The following is a 20,109-nucleotide window of genomic DNA, read 5'->3' as shown; positions in this document are numbered from 1 at the left end:
GAGGGTGTGCGCCGCGGCGTCGACATGTTCGACTGCGTGATGCCTACGCGCAACGCGCGCAACGGCCATCTGTTCGTCGATACAGGGGTGATCAAGATCCGCAACGCGTTCCATCGCCATGATGAATCGCCGCTGGACCCGACCTGTGACTGCTACACCTGCAGCAACTTCTCCCGCGCCTATCTCCATCACCTGGACAAGTGCGGAGAAATGCTGAGCAGCATGCTGAATACCATCCACAACTTGCGCCATTACCAGCGCTTGATGGCCGGTTTACGCGAGGCTATTCAACAGGGTAAATTGGCCGCCTTTGTCGACGCCTTCTACGCCAAGCGCGGGCTGCCTGTGCCGCCCTTGGACTGACTGCCCGCATCCATTATTAGAAAATTACATTAGGAGTGCCCAATGAGCTTCTTCATCCCCGCCGCATACGCGGACGCTGCTGCACCTGCCGCCGGCCCAGCCGGTACCGGTTTCGAGTGGATCTTCCTGGTCGGTTTCCTGGTCATCTTCTACCTGATGATCTGGCGCCCACAGGCCAAGCGTGCCAAAGAGCAGAAAAACCTGATGAGCAACTTGCAGAAAGGTGACGAAGTTGTCACCAACGGCGGCATCGCCGGCAAGATCGTCAAGGTTTCCGATGATTTCGTGGTACTGGAAGTGTCCGACACTGTCGAACTGAAGTTCCAGAAGGGTGCCATCGCGGCCACCCTGCCAAAAGGTACGCTCAAGGCTATCTGAGTTACCGGTTTATTTTTCCAGTCGGGGCGCGCAACGCGCCCCGCGTCTTGAACGGGCGGCGTGATGCTGAACAAATACCCTCTGTGGAAATATGCACTGATCGTGCTGGTACTGGTGGTCGGTTTCATTTATTCCGCTCCCAACCTCTACCCGGACGACCCGGCGGTGCAGATCAGCGGTGCCAGCTCGGCGCTGCAGGTGAACCAGGCCGACCTCGATCGCGTCAGCAAGGCGCTGGTCGATGCCAAGATCGCCGTAAAAGGCGCGAGCTTGGGCGAGAAGGGCAGCGGGCTGATCCGCCTGACCAATCAGGAAGACCAGCTGCCAGCCAAGGATGTAGTGCGCAAGGCACTGGGCGATGATTACGTCGTGGCCCTTAACCTGGCCCAGACTACCCCGCAATGGCTGCGCAACCTGGGTGCGAGCCCGATGAAGCTGGGCCTGGACCTGTCCGGTGGTGTGCACTTCCTGCTGGAAGTGGACATGGACAAGGCCATGAGCGCCCGCATGAAAGTCTATGAAGGCGAGGTCAAGACCTTGCTGCGCAAAGAGCGCGTCCGCTACCGCAGCCTGCCTCAGCAGGATGGCGGCATCATGCTGGGCTTCTCTGACGATGCTACCCGCGAACAGGCACGTGCCCTGATCCGCAAGAATTTCAATGATTTCGAGCTGACCACCAGCGACCGCAACGAGCTTGCCGTGCTGCGTCTGGCGCTGACCCAGGCGAAAGTCGCCGAGATCCGCGAGTACTCGATCAAGCAGAACCTCACCACCGTGCGCAACCGCGTGAACGAGCTGGGCGTGGCCGAGCCGCTGGTACAGCGCCAGGGCGCCAACCGCATCGTGGTCGAGCTGCCAGGCGTGCAGGACACTGCCGAAGCCAAGCGTATCCTCGGTAAAACCGCCAACCTGGAGTTCCGTTTCGGTGCCGAGCCGGGCGCGTCCAAGGCCACTACCGAAGTCTTCGAGTTCCGTGAAGGCGGTCGTTCGGCCCCTGTCGAGCGCGGCCTGATCATCACCGGTGACCAGGTTACCGATGCCCAGGCCAGCTTCGACGAGCACGGCCGCCCGCAGGTGAACATCCGCCTGGATGGCCACGGTGGCGAGCTGATGAGCCGCGCAACCCGAAGCAACGTCGGCCGCAGCATGGCGGTGATCTTCATCGAGCAGAAGCCGGTCACCCGTTACGTCAAGCAGACCGTGGGCGGCGTCGAGAAGGACGTTGCCGTACAAAGCTTCCAGGAAGAGAAAAAGATCATCAGCCTGGCGACCATCCAGTCGCCGCTCGGCAGCCAGTTCCGCATCACCGGCCTGAACGGCCAGGGCGAATCGTCGGAGCTGGCCCTGCTGCTGCGTGCCGGCGGCCTGGCCGCACCGATGTACTTCGCTGAAGAACGCACCATTGGCCCAAGCCTGGGTGCCGACAACATCACCAAGGGTATTGATGCGTCGCTGTGGGGCATGCTGTTCGTCTCGCTGTTCATCATCGCCATCTACCGCGCCTTCGGTGTGCTGGCCACCATCGCCCTGGCGGGCAACATGGTGCTGCTGCTGGCGTTGATGTCGCTGCTGGGCGCCACCCTGACCCTGCCGGGTATCGCCGGTATCGTATTGACCATGGGTATGGCGGTGGACGCCAACGTGCTGATCTTCTCGCGTATTCGCGAAGAGATTGCTGCCGGCATGTCGGTGCAGCGCGCCATCCACGAAGGCTTCAACCGCGCCTACTCGGCAATCGTCGACGCCAACCTGACCACCTTGCTGGTCGGCGGCATCCTGTTTGCCATGGGTACCGGCCCGGTCAAAGGCTTTGCGGTCACCATGTCCCTCGGGATTTTCACCTCGATGTTCACTGCCATCATGATGACCCGTGCATTGGTCAACCTGACTTGTGGCGGGCGTGACATCAAGAAGCTGTGGGTTTGAGGGAGCTGCGATGAAAACCATCAATTTCATGGGCGTGCGCAATGTCGCGTTTGCCGTTACTGTGCTCCTCACTGTCCTGGCGCTGTTCAGCTGGTGGCAGAAAGGCCTGAACTTTGGTCTGGACTTCACCGGCGGTACGCTGATCGAGCTGACGTACGAGCGTCCTGCCGACCTCAACGCCGTACGTGCCGAGCTGGTCGAGTCCGGCTTCCACGAGGCGGTGGTGCAGAGCTTCGGCGCGACCACCGACCTGTTGGTGCGCATGCCGGGTGATGACCCGCAGCTGGGCAGCAAGGTGGCGGCAGCACTGGAGAAGGCTGGCGGCGACAACCCGGCCACGCTCAAGCGTGTCGAATTCGTCGGCCCGCAGGTGGGTGAAGAGCTGCGCGACCAGGGTGGCATGGGCATGCTCCTGGCGCTGGGCGGCATCCTGATCTACCTGGCGTTCCGCTTCCAGTGGAAGTTCGCCGTGGGTGCGATCATCTCGCTGATCCACGACGTGGTGGTCACCCTGGGTATCCTGTCGTTCTTCCAGATCACCTTCGACCTGACGGTGTTGGCGGCGGTGCTGGCGATCATCGGCTACTCGCTTAACGACACCATCGTGGTATTCGACCGGGTGCGTGAGAACTTCCGCGTCATGCGCAAGGCCTCGTTGATCGAGAACATCAACATTTCCACTACCCAGACGCTGCTGCGTACCGTTGCCACCTCGGTTTCGACCTTGCTGGCCATTGCGGCGCTGCTGTTCTTCGGTGGTGACAACCTGTTTGGCTTCTCGCTGGCCCTGTTCATCGGCGTCCTGGCCGGTACTTACTCGTCGATCTACATCGCCAACGTGGTACTGATCTGGCTGAACCTGAACAGCGAAGACCTGATCCCGCCGGTAAAGGCTGAGGGTGTGGACGACCGCCCATAAGGGGGGTTCTTACGCCGCTTGGCGATCAAAAAGGCGCGAGTGTTGAACTCGCGCCTTTTTTTTTGCTCCAAGGCAGGGAGAAGGCGGGCTAGCCCCCGCGGGTACGATCAGGAGGTTCATGTGAATAAATCAATGCTGGTAGGTGCTGTGCTGGGTGCTGTCGGTGTCACTGCCGGAGGTGCTGTCGCGACCTACAGCTTGGTGAACAAGGGGCCTGAATACGCCCAGGTCACCGACGTGCAACCGATCAAGCAACAGATCAAGACACCGCGTGAAGTGTGCAAGGACGTAGCCGTGACGCGCCAGGCGCCGGTCAAGGACCAGCACCAGATCGCCGGTACTGTGGTGGGAGCCCTTGCCGGTGGCCTGCTGGGCAACCAGATTGGCGGTGGTACCGGCAAGAAGATCGCTACCGTGGCCGGTGCGGTCGGTGGTGGTTATGCCGGCAACAAGGTGCAGGAGGGCATGCAGCAGCGTGACACCTATACCACCACGCAAACCCGCTGCAATACGGTCAATGACATCAGCGACAAGGTGGTGGGTTACAACGTGAAGTACACCATCGGTGACAAGGTGGGCCAGGTGAAGATGGATCATGAGCCAGGCTCGACCATCCCTGTTGACAAGAATGGCAAGCTGATCCTCAGCGAAGCTGGGCAGTAAGCCGAGCGCGGTCTGCTCTGTGTAGGAGCGGCCTCGCGTCGCGATGGGGCGCGTAGCGGCCCCGGGATTTAGGCCGTATCAGAAATTGCTGGGGCCGCTTCGCAGCCCTTTCGCGACGCAAGGCCGCTCCTACAAGGTTCGCGCAAGCCTGGGGTTAATGTCAGGCACAAAAAAAGCACCTCGAAAGGGTGCTTTTTTTGTCGGCTATCCGCGCTTAGCGCTTCATGCTTTCTGGCAGGTGCGGCTGGATGGCAGTCAGCACGGCCTTGAAGCACTTGATGTTGCCGGCAACGATGTGGCCCTTCTCAAGGAAGTCATGGCCACCGTTGAAGTCGCTCACCAGACCGCCCGCTTCCTGAATCAGCAGCACGCCAGCTGCCATGTCCCACTCGGACAGGCCCGACTCCCAGAACGCATCGAAACGGCCGGCGGCCACGTAGGCCAGGTCCAGGCTGGCGGAGCCGGCGCGACGGATGCCGGCGGTCTGGCCAGTCAGGGCGCGGAACATGCCCAGGTAGTTGTCGATATCGGCCATCTGGCTGTCACGGAACGGGAAACCGGTACCCAGCAGGGCGCCTTCCAGGCTGGTGCGCGAGCTGACGCGCAGGCGGCGGCCGTTGAGCTGGGCGCCACGGCCACGGCTGGCGGTGAATTCTTCCTGGCGAACCGGGTCGAGAACAACGGCGTGCTCAAGGCGACCGCGGTATTTGCAGGCGATGCTCACGGCAAAGTGCGGGATACCGCGCAGGAAATTGGTGGTGCCGTCCAGCGGATCGATGATCCACAGGTAGTCCTTGCCTTCTTCGCCGGTGCCCGCGTGCATGCCCGTCTCTTCACCCTGGATGGAGTGGTTCGGGTAGGCCTTGCGCAGCGCGTCGACGATTTTCTGCTCGGCGGCGCGATCAACCTCGGAGACGTAGTCCTTAGCCTCTTTCTCGTCCACCTTGATGGTATCCAGGCGTTCGATGGAGCGGAAAATCAGTTCACTGGCGCTGCGAGCGGCGCGCAGGGCGATATTCAGCATAGGCTGCATGGGCGGGTCACCTGGAGATGTTAAAGAAGAAAGCCGATCATTCTAGCAGAAAACTTTGGCGGCAGAAGTGTCACATTTGCTTTCATGGCGTTACGTCTGTCGGTTCTGTAAGATCGAACGTTCTGATTACTGCCCTTGTGAGCACAACACCTTGCTGCAAAATATTCGTGTTGTTCTGGTCAATACCAGCCACCCCGGCAACATCGGCGGCGCTGCGCGTGCCATGAAAAACATGGGCTTGTCGCGCCTGGTGCTGGTGCAGCCGAAAGAATTCCCCGCTGCGGATGCCAGTGCCCGGGCCTCGGGCGCCGACGATGTGCTGGATAACGCCCAGGTGGTCGACAGCCTCGAGCAGGCCCTGGTCGGCTGCAACCTGGTAATGGGTACCAGCGCCCGCGAGCGCAGCATTCCCTGGCCGTTGATCGGCCCGCGCGAGTGCGGCGCCAAGGCGGTGGAGCATGCCAATGGTGGCGAGGAAATCGCCCTGGTGTTCGGGCGCGAACACGCCGGCCTGACCAACGAAGAACTGCAGCGATGTCACTTCCACGTGCACATTCCCTCGAACCCCGACTTCAGCTCGCTGAACCTGGCTGCCGCTGTCCAGGTGCTCTCCTACGAAGTGCGCATGGCCTCGCTGGCCACCGTAGAAGCGCCGGGCAAGGTCGAGAAGGCTGACGCCAGCGAGCTGGCGACCATGGACGAAATGGAGTTGTTCTACGACCACCTGGAAAAAACCCTGGTGGGCATCGGCTTCCTCGACCCCGACAAGCCCAAGCACCTGATGCCGCGCCTGCGCCGGCTGTACGGGCGGGTGGCGGTCGAGCGTACGGAAATGAGCATTTTGCGCGGCATCCTTACCGAGACCCAGAAGGTGGTCCGGGGCGAGCCGCATAAACGGAAGGACTGATCAGATGTTCGAACGCCTGCGTGAAGATATTCAAAGCGTATTCCATCGTGACCCGGCTGCGCGCAATGCTTTCGAGGTGCTTACCTGCTACCCGGGCATGCATGCCATCTGGCTGCACCGCCTGGGCAATGCCCTGTGGAAGCGTGATTTCAAGTGGCTGGCGCGGCTGGTGTCGAACTTCGGCCGCTGGCTGACCGGTATAGAGATCCATCCCGGTGCCACCATCGGTCGGCGTTTCTTCATTGACCATGGCATGGGCATCGTCATCGGCGAAACCGCCGAGATCGGCGATGACGTCACCCTCTATCAGGGTGTGACCCTGGGCGGCACCAGCTGGAACAAAGGCAAGCGCCACCCCACCCTGGAAAACGGCGTGGTGGTAGGGGCGGGGGCCAAGGTGCTGGGCCCGTTCACCGTCGGCGCCGGCGCCAAGATCGGCTCCAACGCGGTGGTGACCAAGGCGGTGCCGGCCGGGGCTACGGCGGTGGGCATCCCGGGGCGGATCATCGTCAAGAGCGAAGACAGCGAGGTGGAGGCCAAGCGCAAGGCCATGGCCGAGAAGATCGGCTTCGATGCCTACGGTGTCAGTGGCGACATGCCTGACCCTGTGGCCCGTGCCATCGGCCAGATGCTCGACCACCTGCAGGCAGTCGACGAGCGGCTGGAGGGTATGTGCGGGGCGCTGACCAAGATGGGCAGTGACTACTGTGCCAAGGAGCTGCCGGCACTGCCGGAAGACGACTTCACCGAGGTTGCTCAGGCCGCCCAGCGCGACACTCAGTCGCATTGATTGCGCCGCGCTGACATCATGGTGACATACGGGGCGTGTGCGCACGCCCCTCGTCTGCTACAATCGCGCCCGCCTCCCGGATGCAAACCCGACTAAAGCAGTAGGTCTAATAGTTGACTTAAATGCTCGGGAATCGCATACTCCGACACATCCCGAAACTCCCGTGGTACCCAATAGCCATGCGACTGACTACCAAAGGCCGATACGCCGTGACTGCCATGCTCGACCTGGCGTTGCACGCGCAGCATGGGCCGGTGTCTTTGGCCGACATTTCCGAGCGCCAGGGCATTTCCCTCTCTTATCTGGAGCAGCTGTTCGCCAAGCTGCGCCGCAGCAGCCTGGTTTCCAGTGTGCGCGGTCCAGGCGGTGGCTATCAGCTGTCGCGGGGCATGGAAACCATCCAGGTGGCCCAGGTCATCGATGCGGTCAATGAATCGGTCGATGCTACCCGCTGCCAGGGGCTTGGGGACTGCCATGCCGGTGATACCTGCCTGACCCACCACCTGTGGTGCGACCTCAGTCAGCAGATCCATGAATTCCTCAGTGGCATCAGCCTGGCCGACCTCGTCAAGCGCCGTGAGGTGCAGGAAGTCGCCCAGCGCCAGGACCTGCGGCGTGTCGCAGGCCGAACCGCCCAGCTGGACAAGATTGAGACGTCCGCCGTCGATTGATCCCCCTGGGACGACGAGCGACGCCACCGCCTGATAGGAGAGACAAATGAAGTTGCCGATCTACCTTGATTACTCCGCGACCACTCCGGTCGACCCACGCGTGGCCCAGAAAATGGCCGACTGCCTGCTGGTCGACGGGAACTTCGGTAACCCGGCTTCGCGCTCCCATGTCTTCGGCTGGAAGGCCGAAGAGGCGGTCGAGAACGGTCGTCGCCAGGTTGCCGAGCTGATCAACGCCGATCCGCGCGAAATCGTCTGGACCAGCGGTGCCACCGAGTCCGACAACCTCGCACTCAAGGGTGTCGCGCACTTCTATCAGACCAAAGGCAAGCACATCATCACCTCCAAGATCGAGCACAAGGCGGTCCTGGATACTGCTCGCCAGCTGGAGCGTGAAGGTTTCGAAGTCACCTACCTCGAGCCAGGCGAAGACGGCATCGTCACCCCGGCCATGGTAGAAGCGGTACTGCGTGACGACACCATTCTGGTCTCGCTGATGCACGTGAACAACGAAGTCGGTTCGATCAACGACATCGCCGCCATCGGTGAGCTGACCCGCTCGCGTGGCGTGCTGTTCCATGTCGACGCCGCGCAGTCGGCCGGCAAGGTCGACATCGACGTGCAAAAGCTGAAAGTCGACCTGATGTCGTTCTCGGCGCACAAGGTCTACGGCCCCAAAGGCATCGGCGCGCTGTACGTCAGCCGCAAGCCGCGTGTACGTCTGGAAGCCATCATTCACGGCGGTGGCCATGAGCGCGGCATGCGTTCGGGCACCCTGCCGACCCACCAGATCGTCGGCATGGGCGAAGCCTTCGCCATTGCCAAGCAGGAAATGGCCGCTGAAAACGTGCGCATCAAGGCCCTGAGCGACCGCTTCTTCAAGCAGGTCTCGGACCTTGAAGAACTGTACGTCAACGGCAGCCAGACCGCCCGTGTACCGCACAACCTGAACCTGAGCTTCAACTACGTCGAAGGCGAGTCGCTGCTGATGTCGTTGAAAGACATCGCCGTATCGTCCGGTTCGGCCTGCACCTCCGCTTCGCTCGAGCCGTCGTATGTACTGCGCGCTCTGGGCCGCAACGACGAACTGGCGCACAGCTCGATCCGCTTCTCCTTCGGCCGCTTCACCACTGAAGAAGAAGTCGACCACGCCGCGCAGGAAGTCTGCAAGGCAGTCAACAAACTGCGCGAACTGTCCCCGCTGTGGGACATGTACAAAGACGGCGTCGACATCTCCAAGATCGAGTGGGCCGCCCACTAAGCAGTCGCCGGCAAGAGCGGCTCCCTGATGAGGAAGGAATTGCACCATGGCATACAGTGAAAAGGTCATCGACCACTACGAAAACCCACGCAACGTCGGCAAGATGAATGCCGAGGACCCGGATGTCGGTACCGGCATGGTCGGTGCTCCAGCGTGCGGTGACGTGATGCGTCTGCAAATCAAGGTCAACGAGCAGGGCGTCATCGAAGACGCCAAGTTCAAGACCTACGGCTGCGGTTCGGCCATCGCATCCAGCTCCCTCGCCACCGAGTGGATGAAGGGCAAGACCCTGGACGAAGCCGAAACCATCAAGAACACCCAGCTGGCCGAAGAACTGGCGTTGCCGCCGGTCAAGATTCACTGCTCGGTACTCGCAGAGGATGCCATCAAGGCAGCCGTGCGCGATTACAAGCAGAAGAAAGGCTTGATCTAAGTCGCCTGTTGCAAGGTAAGGAGTTCTGATGGCTATCAGCATGACAGAAGCCGCCGCCAACCACATTCGCCGCTCCCTCGATGGGCGCGGCAAGGGTGAAGGCATTCGCCTGGGCGTGCGCACCACCGGTTGCTCGGGCCTGGCCTACGTGCTGGAGTTCGTCGACGAGCTGGCGGACGAAGACACAGTGTTCGAAAACCACGGCGTCAAGGTGATCATCGATCCCAAGAGCCTGGTATACCTCGACGGTACCGAGCTGGACTTCGTCAAGGAAGGGTTGAACGAAGGTTTCAAGTTCAACAACCCCAACGTGCGCGGTGAATGTGGCTGCGGCGAAAGCTTCAACGTTTGAGGCTGGCTGTGGGTACTCCTTGTCATTACGCATTGTTTGACCTCCAGCCAAGCTTCCGCCTGGATCTCGACAAGCTGGCCACTCGCTATCGCGAGCTGGCCCGCGAAGTCCATCCCGACCGCTTTGCCGACGCCTCCGAGCGTGAGCAGCGCGTAGCGCTGGAAAAGTCCGCCGCCCTCAACGACGCCTACCAGACGCTGCGCAGTGCGCCGCGCCGTGCCCGCTACCTGCTGGCCATCAGCGGCCACGAAGTGCCCCAGGAGGTCACGGTCCACGACCCGGACTTCCTGATGCAGCAGATGCAGTGGCGTGAAGAGCTCGAAGAGTTGCAGGACGAAGCCGACCTTGACGGTGTCGGTGTGTTCAAGAAGCGCCTGCGGGTTGCCCAGGACACGCTGAATGAGGACTTTGCCGCCTGCTGGGATGCCCCAGGCGAGCGCGACAAGGCCGAGCGCCTGATGCGCCGCATGCAATTCCTCGACAAGCTCGCCCAAGAAGTGCGCCAGCTGGAAGAGCGCCTCGACGATTAACCCGGTGCTGCCCGTGATGGCACCTAAGGTATCAGATAAGCATGGCCCTACTGCAGATTGCCGAACCCGGTCAAACCCCTCAGCCGCACCAGCGCCGCCTGGCGGTGGGTATCGACCTGGGTACCACCAACTCTCTGGTCGCCGCACTGCGCAGCGGCCGTAGCGAGCCCCTGCCTGACGCGCAGGGCAACGTCATTCTGCCGTCCGCGGTGCGCTACCTCGAAGGGCGCAACGAGGTGGGGCAGGCTGCGCGCGATGCCGCGTCCATTGACCCGCTGAACACCGTGCTTTCGGTCAAGCGCCTGATGGGGCGCGGCCTGGCCGACGTCAAGCAACTGGGCGAGCAGCTGCCGTACCGCTTCATTGGCGGTGAGTCGCACATGCCGTTCATCGAAACGGTCCAGGGCCCGAAAAGCCCGGTGGAAGTGTCCGCCGACATCCTCAAGGTACTGCGCGAGCGCGCCGAAGCCACCCTGGGTGGCGAGCTGGTGGGCGCGGTGATCACCGTGCCGGCCTATTTCGACGATGCTCAGCGCCAAGCCACCAAGGACGCTGCACGCCTGGCCGGCCTCAACGTGCTGCGCCTGCTCAACGAACCGACTGCAGCTGCCGTGGCCTATGGCCTGGACCAGAATGCCGAAGGCGTGGTGGCCATCTATGACCTGGGCGGTGGTACCTTCGATATTTCCATCCTGCGCCTGACTGCAGGCGTGTTCGAAGTGCTGGCCACCGGTGGTGATACCGCTCTGGGCGGTGACGATTTCGACCATGCGCTGGCCAGCTGGATCATCGACCAGGCGGGGCTGTCGTCCGACCTGGACCCGGCCACCCAGCGGGCGCTGCTGCAAACCGCCTGCGCTGCCAAGGAAGCCCTCACCGACGCCGACGTCGTCAGCGTCAGCCATGGCGCCTGGCAGGGCGAGCTCAGCCGCGCCGCCTTCGAGGCCATGATCGAACCCCTGGTCGCCCGCAGCCTCAAGGCCTGCCGCCGCGCCGTGCGCGACAGTGGCGTCGAGCTGGAAGAAGTCAGCGCGGTGGTCATGGTCGGTGGTTCGACCCGCGTGCCGCGTGTGCGTGAAGCGGTGGGCGGATTGTTCGGCCGTACCCCGTTGACCTCGATCGACCCCGACCAGGTGGTGGCTATCGGTGCTGCCATCCAGGCCGACACCCTGGCCGGCAACCGCCGTGAAGGTGGCGAACTGCTGCTGCTCGATGTCATCCCGCTGTCGCTGGGTCTTGAGACCATGGGCGGCCTGATGGAGAAGGTGATTCCGCGCAACACTACCATTCCGGTGGCGCGTGCCCAGGAGTTCACCACGTACAAAGATGGCCAGTCGGCCATGATGATCCACGTGCTGCAGGGCGAGCGCGAGCTGATCAGCGACTGCCGCTCGCTGGCGCGCTTCGAGCTGCGCGGCATTCCGGCGATGGTTGCCGGTGCGGCGAAAATCCGCGTCACCTTCCAGGTCGATGCCGACGGCCTGCTCAGCGTCGGGGCCCGCGAACTGGGCTCGGGCGTGGAAGCCAGCATCCAGGTCAAGCCGTCCTATGGCCTGACCGACGGCGAAATCGCCCGCATGCTCAAGGACTCGTTCGAACACGCAGGCTCCGACAAGCATGCCCGCCAGTTGCGCGAGCACCAGGTGGACGGCGAGCGCCTGCTCGAAGCGGTACAGGGCGCCCTGGACGCCGACGGCGAGCGCCTGCTGAGCAGCGACGAGCGCGACGCAATCGAATTCCAGATGCAAGAACTACGTGATTTGCTGGCCGGCACCGATGGCGCAGCCATCGAGCAACAGACCAAGCGTCTGTCGCAGGTGACCGATGCATTTGCCGCCCGTCGCCTTGATTCGACGGTCAAAGCCGCACTGGCCGGGCGCAACCTGAATGAGATCGAGGAGTAATCGATGCCGCTGGTGACATTCCTGCCGCATGAGAAGTTCTGCCCCGAGGGGCTGACCGTGGAGGTGCCGACCGGGACCAACATCCTGGAACTGGCCCACGACCATCACATCGAGATGGAAAGCGCCTGCGGCGGCGTCAAGGCCTGCACCACCTGCCACTGCGTAGTGCGCAAGGGTTTTGATTCGTTGGAAGAAGCCGACGAGCTGGAAGAAGACATGCTGGACAAGGCCTGGGGCCTGGAGGCGCAATCGCGCCTGGGCTGCCAGGTGGTCGTGGCTGATCAGGACCTGACCATCGAGATCCCCAAGTATTCGCTCAACCACGCTGCTGAAGCGCCGCACTGAGGATCGCGCATGAGTCTGAAATGGGTTGATGTACTTGAGATCGCCATCCAGCTTGCAGAAAGCCGGCCGGACACCGATCCTAGATATGTGAATTTCGTCGATCTGCACCGTTGGGTGCTGGCTTTGCCAGAGTTCAGCGACGATCCGTCACGCGGCGGTGAGAAAGTGCTCGAGGCCATCCAGGCGGCCTGGATAGACGAAGCCGACTAAGCGTGACACTGCAGGTTAGGCAATCCCCTGGAACCCGCGTATAATTCGCGGGTTTAATTTTTCGTAACACTCAAATTCTGGAGTTTTCCATGGCTGTTCAACGTACTTTCTCGATCATCAAGCCTGACGCCGTTGCCAAAAACGTCATCGGCAAGATCACCACCCGCTTCGAAGACGCCGGTCTGAAAATCGTTGCCTCGAAAATCAAGCAACTGTCCAAAGCCGAAGCCGAAGGCTTCTACGCCGAGCACAGCGAGCGCGGCTTCTTCGGTGACCTGGTTGCCTTCATGACTTCCGGTCCGGTTGTTGTTCAGGTGCTGGAAGGCGAGAACGCCATCGCCAAGAACCGTGAGCTGATGGGCGCTACCAACCCTAAAGAAGCTGCTGCCGGCACCATCCGTGCTGACTTCGCCGAGTCGATCGACGCCAACGCCGTACACGGTTCGGACTCCGAAGCTGCTGCTGCTCGCGAAATCGCTTACTTCTTCGCTGCTACCGAGGTAACCACTCGCTAAGCGAAAGCTTACGGGTGAGGGTGAATCCATGACGACATCTACTGGCAAAATCAACCTGTTGGGTCTGACCCAGCCGGAAATGGAACAATTCTTCGACTCGATCGGGGAAAAACGCTTCCGTGCCGGCCAGGTGATGAAATGGATTCACCATTTTGGCGTGTCCGATTTTGCGGCCATGACCAACGTCGGCAAGGTCTTGCGCGAAAAGCTCGAGGCCGTTGCCGAAATTCGACCACCGGAAGTGGTCAGTGAAGACATTTCCGCCGACGGCACCCGCAAGTGGGTGATCCGCGTTGCCTCCGGCAGCTGTGTCGAAACCGTCTACATTCCTACCGACGACCGCGGCACGCTCTGCGTTTCGTCGCAAGCCGGCTGTGCCCTGGACTGCAGTTTCTGCTCCACCGGCAAGCAAGGCTTCAACAGCAACCTCACCGCCGCCGAAGTGATTGGCCAGGTGTGGCTTGCGAACAAATCCTTCGGGACCGTTCCTGCCAAAGTCGACCGCGCGATTACCAACGTGGTGATGATGGGCATGGGCGAGCCCCTGCTGAACTTCGACAACGTCATCGCTGCCATGAAAATCATGATGGATGACCTGGGCTATGGCATTTCCAAGCGTCGCGTGACCCTGTCCACCTCGGGTGTGGTGCCGATGATCGACGAACTGGCCAAGCACATCGACGTGTCGCTGGCCCTGTCGCTGCATGCACCGAACGACGAGCTGCGCAACAAGCTGGTACCGATCAACAAGAAGTACCCGCTGAAAGTGCTGCTGGAATCGTGCATGGGTTACATGGCCACCCTGGGTGGCAAGCGTGTCCTCACTGTCGAGTACACCCTGCTCAAGGACGTCAACGACCAGCCCGAGCATGCCGCACAGATGGTCGAGCTGCTGCGCGACGTGCCGTGCAAGATCAACCTGATCCCGTTCAACCCGTTCCCGCATTCGGGCTACGAGCGGCCAAGCAACAACGCCATTCGTCGCTTCCAGGACCTGCTGCACCACGCTGGTTTCAACGTCACCACCCGCACCACCCGTGGCGAGGACATCGACGCCGCCTGTGGCCAGCTGGTTGGCCAGGTCAACGACCGCACCCGTCGCAGTGAGCGCTACATCGCCGTACGTCAGCTTTCCGCAGACGTCGAGCTGCAAGACAGCGCCGCCAGCCACTGACCGGGACGTTGCCCATGAGCCTGCGCGCCGCGCTGTCGATCCTTGCGCTTTTGCTGCTGGCCGGCTGCGTGTCGGGTGGCTCGGGCGACCCCCTGGCCAGCCGCCAGGGCAGGGCAGAGGCAGGGCGGGCGTATGTGCAGCTAGGCCTGGGTTATTTGCAGCAGGGTTTGACCGAGCAGGCCAAGGCGCCGTTGGGCAAGGCCCTGGCCCTGAATGAGCGGGATGCCGACGCCCACGCCGCCCTGGCGCTGGTGTTTCAGGCCGAGGGGGAGCCAGCGCTCGCCGAAGCGCACTTTCGCAAGGCCCTGCAAATAAACAGCGCCAGCACGCGAATGCGCAACAATTACGGCAGTTTCCTTTATGCTCAGGGGCAATTTGCCGAGGCCGAGCAGATGTTTCTGCTGGCCAGTGCCGATACCCTGTATCCTGAGCGTTCACGCGTGTACGAGAACCTGGGCCTGACTGCCCTGAGGCTCGAGCGCCGCGACCAGGCGCACACGTATCTGCTCAAAGCTTTGCAACTCAACCAGCGGCAACCGAAAGCGTTGCTGGAAATGGCTGAGTTGTCCTACGAAAACAGGCATTATGTGCCGGCCCGGGACTACTACGATCGTTTCAGCCAGTTGAGCGACCACGACGCCCGTAGCCTGCTGCTGGGTAGCCGCCTTGCCAGGGTATTCGACGAGCAGGGCACATTGGCCGAGCTTGGCCAGCAATTACAACGACTTTATCCCGGTACGCCGGAATATCAGCAATACCTGTCGGAGCAACGATGAACGCCGCGCATCCCGAAGTAGCAGTAGCGCCTGGCCAGAACCCCGGTGAGCTTTTGCGCCTGGCCCGTGAGAAACGGGACTGGTCTCAAGCCGAGGTGGCCCGCAAGCTCAACCTCACTGTCAGTTCGTTGAACCACGTGGAAACCGGCGCCTTCGACAAGCTGCCCGGGCATACTTTCGCCCGTGGCTACATTCGCGCCTATGCCAAGCTGATGGACATGGACCAGGCCGCCCTGGTCGACGCCTTCGACCGCTACACCGGTACCCACGCCAAGGGCAGTGACGTGCATTCGCTGGGCCGTATCGAAGAGCCGGTACGCCTGTCGCACAACATCCTGCGCGGCGTCAGCCTGCTGCTGCTGGTGGTCGTGGTCGGTGGCGGGTTCTTCTGGTGGCAGGACCAGGGCAGCCTGCGTGGCAAGGACCTGGCCAAGATCGCCCTGGAGCACGTCGAAGTCGAAAGTGCCGACGGCACCACCCAGATTCACCCGCTCGATGAGCCTGAAGACCAGGCCGTCTCGGTTGGCCAGCAGCCCGAAAGCGCGCCGCTGTCGCTGGAACAGGGCGCCGACGGCCAGCCTGCCGCTGCCGCCGAGCAGGCACCTGCCAGCCCTGCGCCAAGCGTTGCCGCAGCGCCTGCTCAACAGGCCCCCGAGCAAGCAGCACCTGCTGCGACCCCGGCACCTGCTACCCCGGCGCCTGCCCCTGTTGCGCCCGGTGCAGCCGCGCCGGCGCCAGCCGTGGCCGCCGCCGAGCCTGCCGCAGTGCCGGCAGGCAGCGCCAAGGTCGCGATCCAGTTCGTCGCCGATTGCTGGACCCAGGTCAGCGACGGCAACGGCAAGGTGCTGTTCAGCGCCATCAAGCGCAAGGGGGACAACCTCGAGCTGACCGGCAAGCCGCCGTTCGCGGTACGCCTGGGCTTTGCCCGTGGCGCCCAGGTCAGCTACAACGGCCAGCCCGTCGATGTTGCCCCGTTCACCAGTGGCGAGACCGCTCGCCTGAAGTTGGGACAGTAAGTCATGCACGGTGAATCTCCGATCAAACGTCGCGAATCCCGCAAAATCTGGGTCGGCAATGTGCCGGTGGGTGGTGATGCGCCCATCGCGGTGCAGAGCATGACCAATACCGACACCAACGATGTGGCCGCCACCGTCGGGCAAATCCAGCGCCTGGTCGATGCCGGCGTGGACATCGTGCGGGTCTCGGTACCTGACATGGACGCCGCCGAAGCGTTTGGCAAGATCAAGCAGTTGGTCAGTGTGCCGCTGGTCGCCGACATTCACTTCGACTACAAGATCGCCCTGCGTGTGGCCGAGCTTGGCGTCGATTGCCTGCGTATCAACCCGGGCAACATCGGCCGTGAAGACCGTGTGCGGGCGGTGGTCGATGCCGCCCGTGACCGTGGCATTCCGATCCGTATCGGCGTCAACGCCGGTTCCCTGGAAAAAGACCTGCAGAAGAAGTACGGCGAACCGACCCCAGCCGCGCTGGTCGAGTCGGCCTTGCGGCACGTCGAGCACCTCGACCGCCTGGACTTCCAGGACTTCAAGGTCAGCGTCAAGGCCTCCGACGTGTTCATGGCCGTCGAGGCCTACCGCTTGTTGGCCAAACAGATTGTGCAACCGCTGCACCTGGGCATCACCGAAGCCGGTGGCCTGCGGTCGGGGACGGTGAAATCCGCCGTCGGCCTCGGTATGCTGCTGGCCGAGGGCATCGGCGATACCATCCGCATTTCGCTGGCGGCCGACCCGGTCGAAGAAGTGAAAGTCGGCTACGACATCCTCAAGTCGCTGCACCTGCGTTCGCGTGGCATCAACTTCATCGCCTGCCCGAGCTGTTCGCGGCAGAACTTCGATGTGGTCAAGACCATGAACGAGCTGGAAGGGCGCCTGGAAGACCTGCTGGTGCCGCTGGACGTAGCGGTGATCGGTTGTGTCGTAAACGGCCCCGGCGAAGCCAAGGAAGCCCATGTCGGCCTGACCGGCGGTACGCCGAACCTGATCTACATCGATGGCAAGCCGGCCCAGAAGCTGACCAATGACAACCTGGTGGACGAGCTGGAAAAACTCATCCGTCAGAAGGCCGCCGAAAAGGCCGAAGCCGACGCGGCGCTGATCGCCCGTGGCTGACACACAGAATTCGTAAGGACTATTCGTGAGCAAATCGCTGCAAGCCATCCGTGGCATGAACGACATCCTGCCAGAACAGTCGCCGCTGTGGCGCTACTTCGAAGGCACCGTGGCCGGGCTGCTGGACACCTACGGGTACAGCCAGATCCGCACGCCGATCGTCGAGTTCACCGAGCTGTTCAAGCGCTCTATCGGTGAAGTTACCGACATCGTCGAAAAAGAGATGTACACCTTCGAGGACCGCAACGGCGATTCGCTCACCCTGCGCCCTGAAGGTACCGCCGCCTGTGTGCGTGCCGTGCTCGAACATGGCATCACCGGCAACGGCCAGGTGCAGAAGCTGTGGTACATCGGCCAGATGTTCCGCCACGAGCGCCCGCAGAAGGGCCGCTATCGCCAGTTCCACCAGATTGGCGTGGAAGTGTTCAACCTCGATGGCCCGGACATCGATGCCGAGCTGATCATGCTGACCTGGCGCCTGTGGGGCCTGCTGGGCATCCAGGACGCGGTCAAGCTCGAGCTCAACAGCTTGGGTACCAGCGAAGCCCGTGCGCGCTACCGTGATGCGCTGGTCGAGTTCCTCTCGGCGCGCCTGGAGCAGCTGGACGAAGACAGCCAGCGCCGCCTGAAGAGCAACCCGTTGCGCATCCTCGACAGCAAGGACCAGAACACCCAGGCCGTGCTGGTCGGCGCGCCGAAGCTGGAAGACTACCTGGACGAAGAATCGCGCGTGCACTTCGAGGGCCTCAAGGCTCGCCTGGACGCCGCCGGCATTCCGTTCGTGATCAACACCAAGCTGGTGCGTGGCCTGGACTACTACAGCAAGACCGTGTTCGAGTGGGTCACCGACAAGCTCGGCGCCCAGGGCACGGTGTGTGCCGGTGGCCGCTACGATGGCCTGGTCGAGCAGATGGGCGGCAAGCCGACCACGGGCGTCGGTTTCGCCATGGGTATCGAGCGCCTGATCCTGCTGCTGGAAACCCTGGGCAAGGTACCGGCGTCCATCAGCCGTCAGATCGACGTCTACCTGTGCGCCTTTGGCGAGCAGGCGGAGCTGGCCGGCCTGCGCTTGTCCGAAAGCCTGCGCGACCGTTTGCCGGGCCTGCGCCTGGCGGTCAATGCCGGCGGTGGCAGCTTCAAGAGCCAGTTCAAGAAAGCCGACAAGAGCGGCGCACTGTTCGCCTTGATCCTCGGCGACGACGAGCTGGCAAAGCAGGAAATCGGCTTGAAGCCCCTGCGTGGCCAGGGCGAACAACAGAACATTGCCTGGGATGCTCTTGCAGAGCACCTGGAAACCGCGATCGCTCAGGCGTAACGCGGTTCAACAACGAATAGGCGAAAAGGAGTATTGGGGTGTCGAGTACCGATGATGATGACCTGGCAGGGGTCAAGGACTGGTGGAACCGCAACGGCAAGCCGCTGCTGACAGGCGCATTGCTGGCTGGCGTGGTGGTGCTGGGCTGGAACACCTGGCACAAGTACCAGAACAACCAGTCCCAAGGTGCCTCGCAGCTGTATCAGGCCTTGCTTGAGACCAGCCTGACGCCAAGTGGCCAGCCAGATACCACCAAGGTGGCGGAACTGGCCGGCAAGCTCAAGAGCGATTTCGGTGGTACCGCCTACGCCCAGTACGGCAGCCTGTTCTTGGCCAAGGTCGCGGTCGAGAGCGGCAAGCTTGACGACGCCGCTGCCGAGCTGAAAAGCGTGCTGGACAAGCCGGCCGATGTGACCCTGGGCGAGATTTCGCGCCAGCGCCTGGCGCGTGTGCTGGCTGCCCAGAACAAGGCCGAGGACGCCCTCAAGCTGCTTGATGGCGACGCCGACAAGGCCTTCCTGGCCAGCCGCGAAGAATTGAAGGGTGACCTGCTGGTACAGCTGGGTCGCGCCGACGATGCGCACAGCGCTTACGAAAAAGCCAAGGCTGCGCTGTCCGATGAGGCGGCGGTCGGTGGCCTGCAATTGAAGCTGGATGACCTGGCCAAAGGGGACGCGTAAGTGATCGGTTGGAAACAAGCAGCAGTGCTGACCCTGGCCGTACTGGCCGCGGGTTGCAGCAGCAACAGCAAGAAGGAACTGCCACCGGCCGAGCTGACCAAGTTCACCGAGGAAGTGGTGCTGAAGAAGCAGTGGAGCCGTTCGATCGGCGACGGCCAGGGTGAAACCTACAACACCCTGGTACCGGCCATCGAAAACGACCGCATCTACGCTTCCGACGTCAACGGCGAAGTCTTCGCCCTGGACCGCATCACCGGTGACGTTGTGTGGAAGAAGGACCTGGAGCTGCAGGTTTCCGGCGCTGTCGGCGTGGGCTACGGCCTGGTCATGCTCGGTACCCTCAAGGGTGAAGTCATCGCCCTCGACTCGACCACCGGTGAAGAACGCTGGCGTTCGCGCGTGACCAGCGAAGTGCTGGCCCCGCCGGCCAACAACGGTGATGTGGTGGTGGTGCAGACCCAGGACGATCGGCTGATCGGCCTGGATGCCGCCACTGGCGATCGCCGCTGGATCTACGAAAGCACTCCGGCCGTGCTGACCCTGCGTGGCACCGGTGCTCCGATTGCCACCAATCGGCTGGCGGTTGCCGGCCTGTCCACCGGCAAGGTGGTGGCGGTGGATATCAACAACGGCGTACCGGTGTGGGAAAGCCGCGTGGCCATCCCGCAGGGCCGTTCCGAGCTGGACCGTGTGGTCGATATCGACGGTGGTCTGCTGCTTTCTGGTGGTACCCTGTACGTCAGCACCTACCAGGGCCGCGTAGCGGGCCTGGACCTGGAAAGCGGCCGCGTGCTCTGGCAGCGTGATGCTTCCAGCTACGTGGGTGTCGCCCAGG

24 protein-coding genes are annotated in these 20,109 nt (G+C 62.4%); 23 read left to right on the top strand and 1 reads right to left on the bottom strand.

Annotation, left to right across the window (positions count from 1 at the left end; genetic code table 11):
* The 5 genes from HP546_RS10555 to HP546_RS10535 all read left to right on the top strand — a co-directional run.
* Positions 1–363 (top strand): tRNA guanosine(34) transglycosylase Tgt (locus tag HP546_RS10555; RefSeq protein WP_172224202.1); only part of this gene is annotated, 363 nt, incomplete at its 5' end.
* Positions 364–405: 42 nt separating this feature from the next.
* Complete coding sequence (yajC, locus tag HP546_RS10550) at positions 406–741, top strand: preprotein translocase subunit YajC (protein ID WP_172224197.1); 336 nt, start codon at positions 406–408, stop codon at positions 739–741.
* A gap of 63 nt (positions 742–804) precedes the next feature.
* Entirely contained in the window at positions 805–2,667 is a 1,863-nt protein-coding gene (secD, locus tag HP546_RS10545; protein WP_172224194.1) for a protein translocase subunit SecD, read from the top strand.
* 10 nt (positions 2,668–2,677) lie between these two features.
* Entirely contained in the window at positions 2,678–3,586 is a 909-nt protein-coding gene (gene secF, locus HP546_RS10540; protein ID WP_172224190.1) for a protein translocase subunit SecF, read from the top strand.
* Between the two features lie 120 nt (positions 3,587–3,706).
* Positions 3,707–4,249, top strand: coding sequence for a glycine zipper 2TM domain-containing protein (locus tag HP546_RS10535; protein WP_172224187.1), 543 nt, complete (start codon positions 3,707–3,709; stop codon positions 4,247–4,249).
* A 214-nt stretch (positions 4,250–4,463) separates the two neighbouring features.
* On the opposite strand, the gene suhB is transcribed toward HP546_RS10535, so the two are convergent.
* A complete protein-coding gene (suhB, locus tag HP546_RS10530) occupies positions 4,464–5,282 on the bottom strand; it encodes an inositol-phosphate phosphatase (RefSeq protein ID WP_172224184.1) in 819 nt (272 codons plus the stop codon).
* A 151-nt stretch (positions 5,283–5,433) separates the two neighbouring features.
* On the opposite strand from suhB, the gene trmJ reads away from it, so the two are divergent.
* The 18 genes from trmJ to bamB form a co-directional block, all read left to right on the top strand.
* Complete coding sequence (trmJ, locus tag HP546_RS10525) at positions 5,434–6,189, top strand: tRNA (cytosine(32)/uridine(32)-2'-O)-methyltransferase TrmJ (protein ID WP_172224181.1); 756 nt, start codon at positions 5,434–5,436, stop codon at positions 6,187–6,189.
* A gap of 4 nt (positions 6,190–6,193) precedes the next feature.
* Complete coding sequence (gene cysE, locus HP546_RS10520; protein ID WP_172224177.1) at positions 6,194–6,979, top strand: serine O-acetyltransferase; 786 nt, start codon at positions 6,194–6,196, stop codon at positions 6,977–6,979.
* A gap of 179 nt (positions 6,980–7,158) precedes the next feature.
* On the top strand, positions 7,159–7,650 hold the full coding sequence (gene iscR, locus HP546_RS10515; RefSeq protein ID WP_043196984.1) for a Fe-S cluster assembly transcriptional regulator IscR: 492 nt from the start codon (positions 7,159–7,161) through the stop codon (positions 7,648–7,650).
* A gap of 46 nt (positions 7,651–7,696) precedes the next feature.
* A complete protein-coding gene (locus tag HP546_RS10510) occupies positions 7,697–8,911 on the top strand; it encodes an IscS subfamily cysteine desulfurase (RefSeq protein ID WP_172224172.1) in 1,215 nt (404 codons plus the stop codon).
* Between the two features lie 46 nt (positions 8,912–8,957).
* Positions 8,958–9,344 (top strand): Fe-S cluster assembly scaffold IscU, encoded by a 387-nt coding sequence (gene iscU, locus HP546_RS10505; protein WP_003248539.1) that lies wholly within the window; start codon positions 8,958–8,960, stop codon positions 9,342–9,344.
* 28 nt (positions 9,345–9,372) lie between these two features.
* A complete protein-coding gene (iscA, locus tag HP546_RS10500; protein WP_060511418.1) occupies positions 9,373–9,696 on the top strand; it encodes an iron-sulfur cluster assembly protein IscA in 324 nt (107 codons plus the stop codon).
* A gap of 8 nt (positions 9,697–9,704) precedes the next feature.
* Positions 9,705–10,226, top strand: coding sequence for a co-chaperone HscB (hscB, locus tag HP546_RS10495; protein WP_172224168.1), 522 nt, complete (start codon positions 9,705–9,707; stop codon positions 10,224–10,226).
* A 41-nt stretch (positions 10,227–10,267) separates the two neighbouring features.
* Positions 10,268–12,130: a Fe-S protein assembly chaperone HscA gene (hscA, locus tag HP546_RS10490; protein WP_172224164.1), complete on the top strand. Its 1,863-nt coding sequence runs from the start codon at positions 10,268–10,270 to the stop codon at positions 12,128–12,130.
* Between the two features lie 3 nt (positions 12,131–12,133).
* The gene (fdx, locus tag HP546_RS10485; RefSeq protein WP_172224159.1) at positions 12,134–12,475 is read left to right on the top strand and encodes an ISC system 2Fe-2S type ferredoxin; all 342 of its coding nucleotides are present in this window, start codon (positions 12,134–12,136) and stop codon (positions 12,473–12,475) included.
* A 9-nt stretch (positions 12,476–12,484) separates the two neighbouring features.
* Complete coding sequence (gene iscX / locus HP546_RS10480; RefSeq protein WP_172224156.1) at positions 12,485–12,685, top strand: Fe-S cluster assembly protein IscX; 201 nt, start codon at positions 12,485–12,487, stop codon at positions 12,683–12,685.
* An 89-nt stretch (positions 12,686–12,774) separates the two neighbouring features.
* Positions 12,775–13,200 carry a nucleoside-diphosphate kinase gene (gene ndk, locus HP546_RS10475; protein WP_172224153.1) on the top strand — a complete coding sequence of 142 codons (426 nt, stop codon included), beginning with the start codon at positions 12,775–12,777 and terminating at the stop codon, positions 13,198–13,200.
* Positions 13,201–13,228: 28 nt separating this feature from the next.
* Positions 13,229–14,374, top strand: coding sequence for a 23S rRNA (adenine(2503)-C(2))-methyltransferase RlmN (gene rlmN, locus HP546_RS10470; protein ID WP_172224149.1), 1,146 nt, complete (start codon positions 13,229–13,231; stop codon positions 14,372–14,374).
* Between the two features lie 14 nt (positions 14,375–14,388).
* Complete coding sequence (gene pilW / locus HP546_RS10465) at positions 14,389–15,150, top strand: type IV pilus biogenesis/stability protein PilW (RefSeq protein ID WP_172224146.1); 762 nt, start codon at positions 14,389–14,391, stop codon at positions 15,148–15,150.
* Positions 15,147–16,166: a RodZ domain-containing protein gene (locus HP546_RS10460; protein ID WP_172224143.1), complete on the top strand. Its 1,020-nt coding sequence runs from the start codon at positions 15,147–15,149 to the stop codon at positions 16,164–16,166. The genes pilW and HP546_RS10460 overlap by 4 nt, the downstream gene beginning before the upstream one ends.
* Before the next feature lie 3 nt (positions 16,167–16,169).
* A complete protein-coding gene (gene ispG / locus HP546_RS10455) occupies positions 16,170–17,279 on the top strand; it encodes a flavodoxin-dependent (E)-4-hydroxy-3-methylbut-2-enyl-diphosphate synthase (RefSeq protein WP_110744926.1) in 1,110 nt (369 codons plus the stop codon).
* A 25-nt stretch (positions 17,280–17,304) separates the two neighbouring features.
* Entirely contained in the window at positions 17,305–18,594 is a 1,290-nt protein-coding gene (gene hisS / locus HP546_RS10450) for a histidine--tRNA ligase (protein WP_172224140.1), read from the top strand.
* 38 nt (positions 18,595–18,632) lie between these two features.
* Positions 18,633–19,274 (top strand): tetratricopeptide repeat protein, encoded by a 642-nt coding sequence (locus tag HP546_RS10445; RefSeq protein WP_172224137.1) that lies wholly within the window; start codon positions 18,633–18,635, stop codon positions 19,272–19,274.
* Positions 19,275–20,109: outer membrane protein assembly factor BamB (gene bamB, locus HP546_RS10440; protein WP_172224134.1), on the top strand; the 835-nt coding region annotated here is incomplete at its 3' end. It lies immediately after the preceding gene.

Source organism: Pseudomonas sp. CM25 (genome assembly GCF_013179705.1).
Lineage (GTDB): Bacteria > Pseudomonadota > Gammaproteobacteria > Pseudomonadales > Pseudomonadaceae > Aquipseudomonas.
Note: the sequence above shows the minus strand (reverse complement) of the source record. Positions and strands in the feature narration are given on the sequence as shown.